Genomic DNA, 13,756 nt, shown 5'->3' with positions numbered 1-13,756 from the left:
ATCTCAAGCTGTGACGAGTGAGCCCACCACGGGAAACGCCGAGTCGCCGATCGCGCACGCACTTGCCGGCGGCGAGCCGCAGCGTGTCGGTTGGTTCCGGTTCTACTTCGCCGATGAGCGCTGGGAGTGGTCACCCCAGGTGGAGCGGATGCACGGATATGAGCCGGGTACGGTGCAACCGACGACCGAGCTGGTGCTCTCCCACAAGCACCCCGAGGACTACGGACAGGTGGCGGCGACGCTGCTCGAGATCCGGCGCACCTCCGGCGCGTTCAGCACCCGGCACCGGATCATCGATACAGCCGGCGATGTCCACCATGTCGTCGTCGTGGGGGATCAGCTCTTCGACGATGCCGGCGCGGTCATCGGAACACATGGTTTCTATGTCGACGTCTCACCGTCGATCACGCAGGCACGGGAGGACGCCGTCAGCGAGGTGGTGGCCGAGATCGCGGAGGCCCGTGGTGCTATCGAGCAGGCCAAGGGCATGCTGATGCTGATCTACCGGATCAATGCGGATGCGGCGTTCGAACTGCTGAAGTGGCGGTCGCAGGAAACCAACACCAAGCTGCGGCTGTTGGCCGAACAGCTGGCAGAGGATTTCCTGAATCTCGATTACAGCGAGACGCTTCCCAGCCGCGCGGTCTTGGACCGGTTGCTGCTCACCACCCACCTGCGGGTCAGCCCGGAGGTTTAGCCCGACTCCGGGTGGTGGATCGCCAGCGCGCACCTACGCGTGCGGCGTATCGAAGAACGTTGGTACACAGAGCATCCCGACGTGATCAGGCATTCGAGATGGCCCAGCCAATGGCGGCTGGGCCATCTCTTCAAACAGGCCGGGGCTCGCGCTCCAATTAGGGGCGCTGGCTGGCCTGCTCGCGTTTCTCGGCGGCTTTGGCGCCCGCCCGGGCGGCTTCGGCTTCGGCTTCCTTCTTCGCTACGTCCTTCTGGGCGTCGGCCTTGTCCTGCTGGGCTTTACCCTCGCGGACCAGATCTTCGCGACCGGTTACGGTACCGACAGCTTCCTTGGCCTTGCCCTTCACGTCCTCGACGGCGCCCTTGACGGCTTCTTGAGGTCCTGAGTTCTTCTCGGTCATGCTTACCTTTCCGCTACTGGAGTGGATTGGTGATCACCGCACGGCTTCTCCGCGCATCCTCCTGGATTCCCGAATGGGCCCGTACTAAACGTGAGGTGACGAATCCGGTGTTGGTGCTGGATATTTCGCCTCGTGCGGAGACTCCCGTCGCAGCGGTGGTTTGGGTGCCGCTCCCGGTTTGTGAGCGTCCTTGTCCGGGTATTCCGAAGCAGAATGAGAATTGAGGTCAGTCATGTCCGGGGCAGCACAACCCGATCGGTGCGGGTTAGAGCTCGTCTTCGAGCGGATCGCCGAGGTTATCGATTGGCAACATAGGCGTGCTCTGATCGAGCAGGCCTATGTCGAACAGGTATGGCATCGCCCGGGTCGCGCGATAGCTGACCGCGCAGGGCCGGAGAGCGGCCACCGCGCAGCGTGATGTGACCGGATCAACCTTCGCGCTCGAACTCGTCGAGACCCGGATCCTCCGCGACCACTTCACGTTGTTCTTGCCAGTCCTGATCCGTCGCCTCCAGTGGCGGGCTGTCCAGATCGGAGACCGGGGCTTCGGCGTCCGCTGCCGGTTCACTCTGCTCACGCTGCTGCTCGAGCGCATCGGCCAGGGGCACCTCGTCGGGCACGTTGTTGCGTGTCATACGGCCGGAATACCCAGTGGGCCCTTGATCAAACGCTTCCCGTAGCCCGGCCCGCCGACGACGCTGCGGCGCAGCCTCATTGAGTCAGGCTCTTCGGTTTAGTCACCGGATGGCTGTGGGTACGCGACGAATATGTCATCGTCAGGCCGCGCACCGAGGCACCCGCTGACTCTGCTGCACGGTCAGCGAATTCCCCTCCGGGGATCTGGTCACATCAGCGGACCACGAGCGGTGGAACTCCGGGTGCCCGCCCGAACTGAGGCACTGGCCGTAGTGAGGGCAATGACGGGCTGCCTGGCCGACTACGAGGATCTGAGCGGCGACACGGCTGCCGACTTGGCCTTGGCGGTGGATGAAGCCTGCACCGTGCTGATCGGCCTGGCTTCGCCCGGAGCCACTCTCGCGCTGGTCGAAGACCCCCGCGCACGGGAGCTGAGTGTTCGGGTGTCGACCATCTGCGACAGTGTCGACAGCGACGCCGACAGCGTCTTGAGCGGTTTCAGTCGCCGGGTCCTCGAAGCGCTCACCGACGAGGTCGACACCTTCGTCGACGACGCTGACTTCAGGCGCCGGGCCAGCGGCCGGGTGGTCGGCATCTCGCTGACCATCCGGCGGGATTGGGCCTCAGCGAGCCGTTAGCGATGCACGTCCACCATCTGCAGCTGCCGTGGCTGATTGCGCAGCATCGACAGGGCGGTAGGCAGGCCGGTGGAGGTCGGAAGGGCGCAGGCGGGATCGCAGATGCCCAGCACCCGGGACACCGCGGTGCTGGGAATCAACACCCAGTCGATATTCTCCCCGGCGCAGCGCACATTGAGGGTATGCAGGCAGGCGAAACAACCTGCGCCGAAAAACTCGACCTCGGTCATGTCCAGGACGAGCTGTCCGCTCGGCCTGCTGTTCCGGATTCCGCATTCGGTCAGCTCAGCGGCATTGGACGCGTCCAGCTCACCGTGGACGCTGATCACGGCGGTGGCCGGCCACAGCCATTGGGCACAGAATTCCGCGCGGGTGTGATCGTTGGAACGTGGTGTGGCTCGTTTCGCCACGTTGATGGTAGACATTTGGGTTGACTCCTCAGTATGAAAACTGTGGTGACGTCACGTTTCGGGTTCTGTGGGCTCAAAACCCTGGGTGCGGGAGCCTCACGACCCTGCACCCGATGACGATTCCGGGGCGGCTGTGAACTCAACCTGCATTGGACTCTACGCCCCATCATGGTCGCGAACAATCGGTCCAGGGGCTTCATGTGACTCTCCCGTCGCGTTGGCCACATGCACCACACCGCTACCTCCGATATCCGGAAGGAGTTGGGGCGCAACGCGATCAACGTCGGGGTCAGAGGCGGCCGAGCAGGGTTCTCGCGCCGGTACCCGTGAGTTCCTCGGCGGCCTGCCGGCGGCCGGTCATGGCCAGCAGCAACGCCTCGCTGGTTCCGGTGACTTCGGGGCCGCTACCATGCTCCCACTCGATATCGTTGGCGTACAGTCGAAGTCCTCTGATTCGCCGGCCCGCCCCGAGCCGCGGGTTGCCCGGTACGAGGGGCAGGATTCGTCGCAGGCGCTGCGCCGGCACGGCGCGGGGGCGGTCGAGTGCACGGCGGATGTCCTGATGATGGACGGTGCCGTCGACCAATCCGATCATTCCGCCGAATCCCGCGGTCAGCCCCTGCGGCCGCAGATGCTGGTTGAGGAACTCGAGCAGTTCATCGGTGGACATCGTCGAGTATTCGGCGACACCGACCTCGTTGGCCCGCATGATCCGCCCCTTCGCGAATCGCTTGAGCAATCCCGCAGGACCCAGATCCTCGTAGCTGATGACGTGTGCCACAACGTCTTTCACTGTCCATCCCGCGCACAGCGATTCGGTCTGCCATTGCGCAGCGGTCAGGGTGGCGAGGAATTCGGCAAGGTCGGTTCGCTCGTCACGTGCCAGGTCCATGAGTGACGGCTCGTCGGCGTTCATCGCGATGCCTCCTGTGAACGCGAACTCTACGCTTGCCGTGGTCCCGGATTGGGGCGCGATGTCGGCCGCACGTTTGACCCACGCGTCAGCGGGGTACATCGCATGCCATGAGACTTGGTGGATTGTTCGGAACACTCGTGCTCATCTGGTTGATCATCGGCGTGGTGGCAGCCTGGCAGCGCGACTATTTCCATGGTGGATCAACTAACTGCGCGACCGCCGGGGCCATAGCGCTGACGGTCCTCGCCGGCCCGCTCAACTATGCGGGCGTCAATCCGAAGGTGGACGAGTGCCGTTTGCCGCAACCCAGCGCGATGGAATCCATCGCCGCCCTGAATTGAGGTCGCCATGATTGTTCTCGGGGCAATTCTGCTCATCCTCGGCTTGATCTTGAATGTTTACCTGCTCTGGGTGGTGGGCGTGATCCTGCTGGTCATCGGCGGGGTGTTCTGGCTGCTCGGCGCGGTCGGACGGCCGGTCGCCGGGCGGCGAAGCTGGTACTGACAGAGGAGGTAGCTCGATGCCGAATCCGTCGATCAAGGACGAGAAGCTCTACGAGGAGCTGCGGGACGAAGGCAATTCGAAGGAAAAGGCCGCGCGGATCTCCAACGCCGCTGCCGCCAGGGGTCGTTCGAGCGTTGGCCGCTCCGGCGGCAAGTCCGGTTCCTATGCCGACTGGACCGTCGACCATCTGCGCAGCCGGGCGAAAGAGCTTGGCATCAAAGGGTATTCCGACAAGAAGAAGCGCGAGCTGATCGGGATGCTCCGAAACCACTGATCCCTGGCCGGAGGGGAGGCCGGCCCACGGCCCCGCTGCACCGGAGCGGGGCCGTGGTGTTCGGCCTGAGGCCACCGGTGCCGTCTGTTCGGCGTATGACCTGCTCAGGGCGCTTTGTCTGGCCTCAGCCGGGGCCGTTGTAGACGATCATGGTGTTTTTCTCGCCAGACCTGCCCAGGCGATCTACCGTGGAGTCAGCCCATGCACGGCAGGTGGGGCAGGAATGGCGGGAAGGAGCAGCCATGCACGGCCCAAAAGATCCGGTTGATCACGCTCGGACAACCCGACCGCACGCCGGAGAGTCGATGAAGGACAACGTCATCTTGCCCGCGCTGGTATTGATCCTCGTGGGGCTGGTGCTGTTCGTCGGCACTTTGGCGGCTTTCGCCACTGGCCACTCCGATGTGGGCCTGACCGTAGGCACATTGTCTGCGGCCGGATTCGTCATCGGATCGATGTGGCTGGCGCTCGAACATATGCGGGTGCGGCGTATCGAGGATCGCTGGTACACAGATCATCCCGGCGTCATGCGGCAGCGGCCGAGCAGCTGACGTCCGCGCCGAGCGACCCGGCCGCGGTGCGGCCGGGTCCGTGTCTTGTGGTGCGGTGGGTGCTCAGAAGGTGAGTGCCAGTACGGCGAAATCGATCGCCAACAAAGCTAATCCGGCCAGTGGGACGAGAATGCCGTACCGAAGCCGGGAGGTGAAGATCGATACGGCGATCGTCACCACCGGCACCACGGGCGCGCCGTAGAACAGGATCCCGAACCAGAATTCTCCTGGACCCTTGGTCGCACAGCCCTCGCCGGTGCAGCCGGCCATGCTCATCACCGCAGCCATGCCGTACAGGTACACCGCGACGGCAGCGGGCACTGTCAACAGGACCAGTACCCAGGTCAGCGAAATCCGCATCCGGCGCTGGCCGTTGTGCTGTGTCTGCACAGTCTGTGATTCGGTCATGGCGTCCGCATACCCAGTTTCGGGGACTTCTGCACGGGTGGCAGCCCACGTTGATCACAGGTTTCGGGTTACGCAACGATGGGCATCCCTGGCGGGGGTCCCAGCTTGGGATACTGTCGATCCGAGATGTCGGGAGGTGAGATGGCCGACGAACAAGGCCAACCCAGGCCGCCGCACCGCACGGAGCGGGCGGTGGAGATTCGGGTCGCTGCCAGGTTGGAGAACCTGGCCGTAGTGCGCACACTGGTCGCTGCGGTAGCAGCATTCGAGGACCTTGATTTCGACGTCGTCGCCGACCTGCGGCTGGCCGTAGACGAGGCCTGCACCGCCCTGATCCGCGCCGCGGTCCCGGATTCGAGCCTGCAGCTGACCGTCGACCCGGGTGATGAGACGTTGGTCATCACCGCCGCCACCACCTGCACGGGCGCCGGGGTGGTCGAGCCGGGCAGCTTCAGCTGGCACGTGTTGAGTTCCCTGACCGACGAGGTCAAGACGTTCAACAACGGTGACGGGCCCGACACCGGCCACGTATTCGGCATCACCCTGACGACGAGGCGAGCGAGCCTGCTGCGGTGACGTCCGAATATGCGGATGTTCGCGACATGTTTCGTGAACTCAGCGGACTGTCCGAGGACTCGTCGGCCTACGAACGCCAACGTGAGCGGATTGTCGAGCGGTGCCTGCCGCTCGCCGATCACATCGCACGCCGATTCGACGGCCGCGGTGAACCGCGTGACGACCTGACCCAGGTGGCCAGGGTCGGCCTGGTCAACGCGGTAAACCGATTCGATGTCGAGGCCGGATCGGACTTCGTGTCGTTCGCGGTGCCGACGATCATGGGGGAGGTCCGGCGCCACTTCCGGGATAACAGCTGGTCGGTGAAGGTACCGCGGCGACTCAAGGAACTGCACCTGCGCCTGGGCGCGGCGACTGCGGAGCTGTCCCAGCGCTTGGGTCGGGCGCCGACGGCCTCCGAGCTTGCCGCGGAACTCGACATGGACCGCGAAGAGGTGATCGAAGGACTGGTCGCGGGCAGTTCGTACAACACACTGTCGATCGACAGCGGCGGCGGGGGCGACGAGGACGCGCCGGCGATAGTCGACACGCTCGGCGATGTGGATGACGGCCTGGATCAGATCGATGATCGAGAAACCTTGCGGCCGTTGCTCGCTCAATTACCTGAGCGGGAACGAACGGTACTGGTGCTGCGATTCTTCGAATCCATGACCCAGACGCAGATCGCCGAGCGTGTCGGTGTCTCGCAGATGCATGTATCGCGACTGCTGGCGAAATCGCTAGCGCGACTTCGTGACCAGCTGCAGTAGCGGAGTTTTGCCGTTCAGCATGGACAGTGCCGCGGCCACGCTGTAGCACGTGCGCAGCGCCGAATCCGGGTCGCAGATACGCAGCAGCCGGTTCACGGCCCTGCTGGGCACCAGCACCCAGTCGATATCGGTCGTCGAGCACTGCAATCCGATGGCCATGAGGGCGGAAAACCCTGCAGTGCCGAAGAATTCGACATCGGTGAGATCGATCACGACGCGCTCGGCCTTGGTGGTGTGCCGCAACGCGTAGTCGGCGAAATCAGCTGCGTTGACGGCGTCGATTTCGCCGTGGGCGCTGATCACCGCCGTTGACGGCGGCAGCCAGCGCGTGGCGAATGTGGCTGGCGATTCGTCGGTCTGGTCTATCAGTGCGCTCGTCGAAAAGACGGTCATTGGTAGCTCCATCAGTCGTAATACACGTATTCGTACTGTTGGTGCGGCGTCAATCGACAATGATGCGAGTTCCCGCGCGTATGTCGATGACGCTCGCTGCGGCTGTGAACTCAACCTGCCAACGACCCTACCGCGATCAAGGTCATCGAACAATTTGTCTGAGTGGATTCTTATAGTTCCAGGTCAGACTGTTTCGCATGCCGAACACCAACGCCATTGCCGGGGTGCTGCTGGCCGCCGGTGCGGGCACCCGCTTCGGAATGCCGAAAGTTCTTGCTGAAGAGGGTGATTGGCTGTCGCGGGCGGTGATCGCACTCGATGACGGCGGTTGCGATGACGTGATCGTGGTACTCGGTGCCGCCGTGGTCGAGGTGCCTGCGCCCGCCCGCACAGTGGTGGCCGCTCGCTGGGCCGATGGCATGAGCGCGTCGGTGCGCGAAGGACTGGAGGCCGTCGGCGACGCCGAATGGGTCGTCCTGCACACCGTCGACACCCCGGATGTCGGGGCCGGGGTCGTGGCCCGGGTCCTGGGCGCAGCGCGCGCCTCCGGCTCCGGCCTGGCACGCGCCAACTACGACGGTCGCCCCGGTCACCCCGTCGTCGTGTCCCGCAGGCATCTGGCGGCCCTCGCAGCCACGCTGCACGGCGACCAAGGGGCCCGTGCGTTCCTGGGCGGCCGCGACGACGTCATCGCCGTGGAATGCGGTGACCTGGCCACCGGACTCGACATCGACGAACGCTGACCGTTAGAGCAGGCCGAGCCGCTCGACCGCCTGGCGCTCGTCGAGCAGTTCGGCCACCGACGCGTCGATACGGGCCCGGGAGAAGCCGTTGATCTCCAGGCCCTCCACGATCTCCCAAACTCCGTCGACCGCGCGCACCGGCAGCGAGGCGACAACCCCCTCAGGGACCCCGTAGACACCGGGAGAAGGCAGTGCCACCGACGTCCAGTCATCGGGATCGGTGCCGTCCACCCAGTCCCGCACATGGTCGATGGCCGCGTTGGCCGCCGACGCCGCCGACGAGGTGCCCCGCGCCTCGATGATCGCGGTACCGCGGGTGGCGACGGTCGGGATGAAGTCGTTGGTCAGCCAGTCGGTGTCTGATGCGTAGTCGGAGCCCGGCCGCCCGTCGACCACCGCGTGGAAGATGTCGGGGTACATGGTCGGGGAGTGGTTGCCCCACACGGTCACCCGGGACACGTCGGTGACGTGCACACCCGCGTGGGTGGCCAGGGCGGCGACGGCCCGGTTGTGGTCGAGCCGGGTCAGCGCGGTGAAACGCTGCGCCGGGATGTCGGGGGCGTGCGCGGCGGCCACCAGTGCATTGGTGTTCGCCGGATTGCCGACCACGACGATGCGCACGTCATTGGCCGCGCCGGCGTTCAGGGCCTTGCCGGACTCGGCGAAGATCGCGGCGTTGGCCGCCAACAGGTCCGCACGTTCCATGCCTTTACTGCGCGGCCTGGCCCCGACCAGCAGCGCGACGTCGACACCGTCGAACGCCCGCACCGGGTCGTCGTGAATCTCGATGTCGACCAGCCCATCGAAGGCGCTGTCGACCAGTTCCATGACGACGCCTTCGGCCGCACGGACCGCTGAGGGCAGTTCCAGCAGGCGCAGCTTCACCGGGACGTCACGTCCCAGCAGGGCGCCCGCCCCGATGCGGAACAGCGCGGCATAGCCGATCTGGCCGGCCGCACCGGTCACCGTGACGACCTTGGGGTTCGCGGGCGTGCTCACGTGTGCACCTCCAGCCCGAGGATTTCCGTCGCGTACCGCCGCACGGTGTCCTCCGAGATCGCGGCGGCATCCTCGAAGCCGGGGCGGCCCCGACTGCTCAGGAATCCGGTGACGGGATCGAGGATGACCTCCGCGAGCAGCTCGCCGGTGGTCGGTTCACATACCGCCCAGGTGTACCGGGTGTCGTCGGCCCAGCCGTCCATGGCGTCGTGAACGTAGTCCAGGTCCTCCTCGCCCATGTCGGTGAGCGCGGGCCGGTCGTCGACCCGGTCGTCGGCACGCAGTCCGCGCAGATACCACTGGCCGTTGTTGATCTCCACAGGTTCCACAGGACCAGCGTTCCATAGGCGCCCGCCTGAAACGCAGCGAGGCCGTAGTCACCTGGTGACTACGGCCTCGACGGAAAGAACTGGGCGTTACTTGATCTCGGCGATCACGGTGCCCTGGGTGATGGCGGCACCGGCCTCAACGGACAGGCCGGTGATGACGCCGTCCTTGTGGGCGGTCACCGGGTTCTCCATCTTCATGGCCTCAAGCACCACCACGAGATCGCCTGCGGCGACTTCCTGACCCTCTTCGACGGCCACCTTGACCACGGTGCCCTGCATGGGTGCGGTCACCGAGTCACCCGAGGCTGCGGTGGCACCGCCGCCACCGCGCTTGCGGGCCTTGGGCTTCTTCCTGAGAACACCGCCGGCACCACCGCTTGCGCCGCCGCCACCGAGCGCCAGGTCACCGGGCAGCGACACCTCGAGGCGACGTCCGCCGACCTCGACGACCACGGTCTGGCGAGGAATGGTGTCCTCTTCCTCGATCGGATCGCCACCGGTGAACGGCTCGACGGTGTTGTCCCACTCGGTCTCGATCCAGCGGGTGTGCACGTCGAACTTCTCGCCGTCACCGATGAAGGCCGGGTCGGCGGTCACGGCGCGGTGGAACGGGATGACTGTGGCCAGGCCCTCGACGTTGAACTCAGCCAGGGCGCGACGTGAGCGGGCCAGGGCCTCTTCACGGGTGGCGCCGGTGACGATCAGCTTGGCCAGCATCGAGTCGAACTGGCCGCCGATGACCGAGCCGCTCTCCACACCGGAGTCCATGCGGACGCCCGGGCCGGTCGGTGCCTCGAACTTGGTGACCGGGCCGGGGGCGGGCAGGAAGCCGCGGCCGGCATCCTCACCGTTGATGCGGAACTCGAACGAGTGGCCGCGCGGGGTCGGATCCTCGGTGATGTCCAGGGCTTCGCCGTTGGCGATCTTGAACTGCTGCAGCACCAGGTCGATGCCCGAGGTCTCCTCGGTGACCGGGTGTTCCACCTGCAGACGGGTGTTGACCTCCAGGAAGGAGATCAGGCCGTCCTGGCCGACCAGGTACTCAACGGTGCCGGCACCGTAGTAGCCGGCCTCCTTGCAGATGCGCTTGGCGGACTCGTGGATCTCCTTGCGCTGCGCGTCGGTCAGGAAGGGGGCCGGGGCCTCCTCGACCAGCTTCTGGAAGCGGCGCTGCAGCGAGCAGTCGCGGGTGCCTGCGACCACGACGTTGCCGTGGGTGTCAGCGATGACCTGGGCCTCGACGTGGCGCGGCTTGTCCAGGTAGCGCTCGACGAAGCACTCACCACGGCCGAACGCGGCGACGGCCTCACGGGTCGCCGACTCGAACAGCTCGGGGATCTCTTCGAGGGTGCGGGCGACCTTCATGCCGCGACCGCCACCGCCGAAGGCGGCCTTGATCGCGACGGGGACGCCGTACTCCTCGGCGAACGCGACGACCTCGTCGGCATCCTTGACCGGGTCCGGGGTGCCCGGCACCAGCGGTGCCTGTGCCTTGGCCGCGATGTGGCGCGCGGTGACCTTGTCACCGAGATCGCGGATCGACTGCGGGCTCGGCCCGATCCAGATCAGTCCGGCATCGAGCACGGCCTGGGCGAAGTCGGCGTTCTCCGACAGGAAGCCGTAACCCGGGTGGATGGCGTTGGCGCCGGACTTCGCGGCGGCGTCCAGGATCTTCTCGAAGACCAGGTACGACTCGGCTGAGGTCTGACCCCCCAGGGCGAAAGCTTCATCGGCGAGCCGTACGTGCGGTGCATCGGCGTCCGGCTCGGCATACACGGCCACGCTGGCAAGTCCAGCGTCTTTGGCGGCCCGGATCACCCGGACCGCGATCTCCCCGCGATTGGCGACCAGCACCTTGGAGATCTTTGAGCTGGCGTGGTTGGCCACGGTGCCTCCTCGGCAGTTCTCTAAGAAACGTCTTTAAGAATCTATCGCGGGCAGTTTATGCGCCGCACCTTGAGGCTTCCCAATCCGGTATCGGTTACCGATGAGTAGGTTCTGGCTGAAATTCGTCCGCGGGCACATCGATCCTGCTGACGTGCGAAATTCCCGTCTGGCCGGACAGTCCGACGCTATTACCGTTGGCCCGTGGGTACGGGGATATTGGTCATTGTCGTGGGCGTGTTGGTGGGCGGGGCCATGGCGACCTCACCGAAGCGCATCTGGTGGGTCACCCAATCGTGGAAGTTCAAGGATCCGGAGGCGAACGAACCGAGCGACACTGCCTACGGGATGACCCGGGCGGGCGGGGTTTTCGTGATCCTTCTGGCGCTGTTTCTGGGTGCGTCGACCATTCACAGTCACTTCCAGCGGCAGAACCGCCGCGAAGCGAAGGAGCAGCGGCGCGCCGCTGAAATCGAGTTCGTGGCTCCGTCGCCCGAGAAGCGCGGGTTGTTGCCGGTGATCGGCTATTTCGCCGAGCAGCGGGAGCGCGGCGCGACGATCACGGTGTATTACCTGGCGCCTGGCGAATCGGTGCGTGAGGCGATAAGCCACATGAACGGTTACTCGTGCTACACCTCGGCGGGGCCGAGTCCGGCGTGGGACGCGCCACCGGTCGTGAACCCCGAATTGATCTGGGCGCCCAAAGAACTCGGCGACCTCGCGAAGTCCGACCGCTGCCGTCCGGGCGCGGGTCGTAAGGTCCACGAAACGTCACGGTTCGTCGACAGCTCGGTGGCACTGCCGGTCGTCACCGACTCGGCCATCGTCGATCGGAACGGAACCGAGATCCGGCCGGCGGCGCCGGGCAACGTCGTCCCCAAACTCTCCGAGGAACTCCGGACAGACCCCTGAGCGCGCGCTCAGGCCGCGCGCAGCCGCCGCTTGATCCGCGTCAGCATCGCCGACATTCCGCGCAGGCGCAGCGGGCTGATCAGCGCGGCCAGGCCCAGCGCGGTGTAGAAGTCGTCGGGCACCGCCAGGATGTCATCGGCGGACTGGCCGTCCAGGCCGGTGGCCAGGATCGCCGCGAACCCGCGTGTTGTGGGGGCCTCCGGGGGAGCGCTGAAGTAAAGCCGAACCTTCTCCCGGTCGGACGCGTCGACGTCCAGAAACAGCGGGGACTGACACTCCGGAACCGGCTCCATGGCCGCTTCCTCGAGGTGAGTCGGCAAGGGTGGCAACTCGTTGGCGAACTCCAACAACAGCTGCAACTTGTCCTGGCCGGTCACCTCCTGGAAGTCGGAGACAACCTCCGCCAGGGAGTCCGGCATCGAACTCATGAGGCGCTCGGGGCGTCACCTGGATCCGGGCCGACGGCCACGGGGACCCGAACCGCGTTGCCCCATTCGGTCCATGAGCCGTCGTAGTTGCGCACACCGGGCAGCCCGAGCAGGTGGGTCAGCACGAACCAGGTGTGGCTGGAGCGCTCACCGATCCGGCAGTACACCACCGTCTCGTCGTCAGGGTTGAGGAAGCTGTAGAGCTCCTCGAGTTCGGCGCGGGTGCGGAACTGACCGCTGTCCTTGGCTGCCTTGGCCCACGGGATCGACTTCGCGGTGGGGATGTGCCCGCCGCGAAGCGCGCCCTCCTCCGGGTAGTCGGGCATGTGGGTGCGTTCGCCCGTGTATTCCTGGGGTGAGCGGACGTCGATCAACGGCTGCTTCCCGAGGATGTCGAGCACGTCGTTCCGGTAGGCGCGGATCGGGGCGTCGTTGCGCTCCACCACCGGGTAGCCGCTGGACTGCCGGGTGGGCACCTCAAGGGTGGTGTCACGACCGTGGGAAACCCACAGGTCGCGCCCGCCGTCGAGAAGGCGCACGTCAGGGTGGCCGAACAGGGTGAACACCCACAGTGCGTAGGCCGCCCACCAGTTGCTCTTGTCGCCGTAGATGACGACGGTGTCGTCGCGGCTGATGCCCTTGCGGTCCATCAGCTCGGCGAACTGCTCACCGTTGATGTAGTCGCGCACATTGGGGTCATTGAGGTCGAGATGCCAGTCGATCTTGACCGCGCCCGGGATGTGGCCGGTGTCGTAGAGAAGGACATCCTCGTCGGACTCGACGATGGCCAAACCGGGCCGACCCAGATTGCTGGCCAGCCAATCGGCAGTGACCAGGCGCTCCGGATGGGCGTACTCGGCAAGGGTGGGGCTGGGATCAGCAGGCAGCGGCACACCAAGAGCGTACCGTCGGTCCGGATATTGGCGCCGTGGCACTGTCGACGGGTCGACGGTCGGTGCTGATCGACACCTAGGCGGTGAATGCCACCTCGTAGGCCACGGCGAAGCGGCGGGCGCCATTGTTGGCGCGGAACAGCGAGCCGCCGTTCTGAGACCAGGTCACCACACGCAGCAGTCGCTTACCCGGCGACAGGCGCTTGGAGATGATGTCGGCGAATGCGGCGCGCAGCCGCTCCAGATCGCATGTCTCGAAGTCGCGTGCTACGCGAACATCCCACATTGTTTCTTCGACTGGCATCGGCCCAGTGTCAACCCGTAGTTGAGACTATTCGGGACGTCGGCGCGGCGTGCCGCCTCGGAGAAGGTTGCAATTTGGTCACTGTGCGCCGGTGGAATTCACCACGGTCGTG

Annotated in this window: 22 protein-coding genes; 10 read left to right on the top strand and 12 right to left on the bottom strand. The window is 65.6% G+C overall.

The genetic code is table 11. The features are described from left to right. Window positions 1-10 precede the first annotated feature (10 nt). Window positions 11-697, top strand: a complete 687-nt coding sequence (locus tag ACZYZ7_RS19335) for a PAS and ANTAR domain-containing protein (RefSeq protein ID WP_135453173.1) — start codon at window positions 11-13, stop codon at window positions 695-697. Window positions 698-854: 157 nt separating this feature from the next. On the opposite strand, the gene mbp1 is transcribed toward ACZYZ7_RS19335, so the two are convergent. Together mbp1 and ACZYZ7_RS19325 are read right to left on the bottom strand one after the other, a co-directional pair. Further along, a complete protein-coding gene (gene mbp1, locus ACZYZ7_RS19330; protein WP_135453174.1) occupies window positions 855-1,097 on the bottom strand; it encodes a microaggregate-binding protein 1 in 243 nt (80 codons plus the stop codon). A 428-nt stretch (window positions 1,098-1,525) separates the two neighbouring features. Further along, window positions 1,526-1,732 carry a hypothetical protein gene (locus ACZYZ7_RS19325; RefSeq protein ID WP_450070312.1) on the bottom strand — a complete coding sequence of 69 codons (207 nt, stop codon included), beginning with the start codon at window positions 1,730-1,732 and terminating at the stop codon, window positions 1,526-1,528. A gap of 282 nt (window positions 1,733-2,014) precedes the next feature. On the opposite strand from ACZYZ7_RS19325, the gene ACZYZ7_RS19320 reads away from it, so the two are divergent. Next, window positions 2,015-2,371 (top strand): anti-sigma factor, encoded by a 357-nt coding sequence (locus ACZYZ7_RS19320; RefSeq protein WP_463741519.1) that lies wholly within the window; start codon window positions 2,015-2,017, stop codon window positions 2,369-2,371. Here ACZYZ7_RS19320 and ACZYZ7_RS19315 read toward each other — a convergent pair. Beyond that, entirely contained in the window at window positions 2,368-2,796 is a 429-nt protein-coding gene (locus ACZYZ7_RS19315; protein ID WP_450070310.1) for an STAS domain-containing protein, read from the bottom strand. The genes ACZYZ7_RS19320 and ACZYZ7_RS19315 overlap by 4 nt on opposite strands. A 274-nt stretch (window positions 2,797-3,070) precedes the next feature. Then, the gene (locus tag ACZYZ7_RS19310; protein ID WP_450070507.1) at window positions 3,071-3,697 is read right to left on the bottom strand and encodes a maleylpyruvate isomerase family mycothiol-dependent enzyme; all 627 of its coding nucleotides are present in this window, start codon (window positions 3,695-3,697) and stop codon (window positions 3,071-3,073) included. Window positions 3,698-3,804: 107 nt separating this feature from the next. Here ACZYZ7_RS19310 and ACZYZ7_RS19305 point away from each other — a divergent pair, with 107 nt between their 5' ends. The 4 genes from ACZYZ7_RS19305 to usfY all read left to right on the top strand — a co-directional run bounded on the left by ACZYZ7_RS19305 (window position 3,805) and on the right by usfY (window position 5,026). Further along, complete coding sequence (locus ACZYZ7_RS19305; protein ID WP_135453178.1) at window positions 3,805-4,038, top strand: hypothetical protein; 234 nt, start codon at window positions 3,805-3,807, stop codon at window positions 4,036-4,038. 7 nt (window positions 4,039-4,045) lie between these two features. Further along, entirely contained in the window at window positions 4,046-4,201 is a 156-nt protein-coding gene (locus ACZYZ7_RS19300; RefSeq protein WP_090432618.1) for a DUF6131 family protein, read from the top strand. Between the two features lie 16 nt (window positions 4,202-4,217). Next, entirely contained in the window at window positions 4,218-4,475 is a 258-nt protein-coding gene (locus ACZYZ7_RS19295) for a DUF7218 family protein (RefSeq protein ID WP_450070309.1), read from the top strand. A gap of 242 nt (window positions 4,476-4,717) precedes the next feature. After that, window positions 4,718-5,026: a protein UsfY gene (usfY, locus tag ACZYZ7_RS19290; protein WP_135453180.1), complete on the top strand. Its 309-nt coding sequence runs from the start codon at window positions 4,718-4,720 to the stop codon at window positions 5,024-5,026. Between the two features lie 63 nt (window positions 5,027-5,089). Here the strand turns inward: usfY and ACZYZ7_RS19285 are convergent, their stop codons facing one another. Further along, complete coding sequence (locus ACZYZ7_RS19285; RefSeq protein WP_135453181.1) at window positions 5,090-5,434, bottom strand: hypothetical protein; 345 nt, start codon at window positions 5,432-5,434, stop codon at window positions 5,090-5,092. 141 nt (window positions 5,435-5,575) lie between these two features. On the opposite strand from ACZYZ7_RS19285, the gene ACZYZ7_RS19280 reads away from it, so the two are divergent. Continuing rightward, a complete protein-coding gene (locus ACZYZ7_RS19280; protein ID WP_450070308.1) occupies window positions 5,576-6,010 on the top strand; it encodes an ATP-binding protein in 435 nt (144 codons plus the stop codon). Between the two features lie 26 nt (window positions 6,011-6,036). Next, complete coding sequence (locus tag ACZYZ7_RS19275) at window positions 6,037-6,759, top strand: RNA polymerase sigma factor SigF (RefSeq protein WP_286175270.1); 723 nt, start codon at window positions 6,037-6,039, stop codon at window positions 6,757-6,759. Here the strand turns inward: ACZYZ7_RS19275 and ACZYZ7_RS19270 are convergent. Continuing rightward, entirely contained in the window at window positions 6,730-7,152 is a 423-nt protein-coding gene (locus ACZYZ7_RS19270; RefSeq protein WP_463741518.1) for an STAS domain-containing protein, read from the bottom strand. The two genes, ACZYZ7_RS19275 and ACZYZ7_RS19270, sit on opposite strands and share 30 nt — an antisense overlap. 197 nt (window positions 7,153-7,349) lie before the next feature. Here ACZYZ7_RS19270 and ACZYZ7_RS19265 point away from each other — a divergent pair, with 197 nt between their 5' ends. Then, complete coding sequence (locus ACZYZ7_RS19265; protein ID WP_450070306.1) at window positions 7,350-7,895, top strand: nucleotidyltransferase family protein; 546 nt, start codon at window positions 7,350-7,352, stop codon at window positions 7,893-7,895. 3 nt (window positions 7,896-7,898) lie between these two features. On the opposite strand, the gene ACZYZ7_RS19260 is transcribed toward ACZYZ7_RS19265, so the two are convergent. The 3 genes from ACZYZ7_RS19260 to ACZYZ7_RS19250 form a co-directional block, all read right to left on the bottom strand. Continuing rightward, a complete protein-coding gene (locus ACZYZ7_RS19260; protein ID WP_450070305.1) occupies window positions 7,899-8,894 on the bottom strand; it encodes a malate dehydrogenase in 996 nt (331 codons plus the stop codon). Continuing rightward, entirely contained in the window at window positions 8,891-9,223 is a 333-nt protein-coding gene (locus ACZYZ7_RS19255; RefSeq protein WP_450070304.1) for a hypothetical protein, read from the bottom strand. Before ACZYZ7_RS19255 ends, ACZYZ7_RS19260 begins: the two co-directional genes overlap by 4 nt. An 87-nt stretch (window positions 9,224-9,310) precedes the next feature. Next, a complete protein-coding gene (locus ACZYZ7_RS19250) occupies window positions 9,311-11,110 on the bottom strand; it encodes an acetyl/propionyl/methylcrotonyl-CoA carboxylase subunit alpha (RefSeq protein ID WP_450070303.1) in 1,800 nt (599 codons plus the stop codon). Window positions 11,111-11,311: 201 nt separating this feature from the next. Between ACZYZ7_RS19250 and ACZYZ7_RS19245 the strand changes: the two genes are divergently transcribed. After that, on the top strand, window positions 11,312-12,019 hold the full coding sequence (locus ACZYZ7_RS19245) for a DUF6199 family natural product biosynthesis protein (protein ID WP_450070302.1): 708 nt from the start codon (window positions 11,312-11,314) through the stop codon (window positions 12,017-12,019). A gap of 8 nt (window positions 12,020-12,027) precedes the next feature. Here the strand turns inward: ACZYZ7_RS19245 and ACZYZ7_RS19240 are convergent, their stop codons facing one another. The 3 genes from ACZYZ7_RS19240 to ACZYZ7_RS19230 all read right to left on the bottom strand — a co-directional run bounded on the left by ACZYZ7_RS19240 (window position 12,028) and on the right by ACZYZ7_RS19230 (window position 13,644). Further along, window positions 12,028-12,447, bottom strand: a complete 420-nt coding sequence (locus ACZYZ7_RS19240) for a SufE family protein (RefSeq protein WP_450070301.1) — start codon at window positions 12,445-12,447, stop codon at window positions 12,028-12,030. Next, window positions 12,444-13,340 carry a sulfurtransferase gene (locus ACZYZ7_RS19235; protein ID WP_135453190.1) on the bottom strand — a complete coding sequence of 299 codons (897 nt, stop codon included), beginning with the start codon at window positions 13,338-13,340 and terminating at the stop codon, window positions 12,444-12,446. The genes ACZYZ7_RS19240 and ACZYZ7_RS19235 overlap by 4 nt, the downstream gene beginning before the upstream one ends. Window positions 13,341-13,416: 76 nt before the next feature. Next, window positions 13,417-13,644 carry a hypothetical protein gene (locus ACZYZ7_RS19230; RefSeq protein ID WP_234927067.1) on the bottom strand — a complete coding sequence of 76 codons (228 nt, stop codon included), beginning with the start codon at window positions 13,642-13,644 and terminating at the stop codon, window positions 13,417-13,419. Window positions 13,645-13,756 lie beyond the last annotated feature (112 nt).

The sequence above is a fragment of the Mycobacterium sp. IDUB_17 genome (genome assembly GCF_055419465.1).
This window is presented reverse-complemented; position numbering and strand designations above follow the sequence as displayed.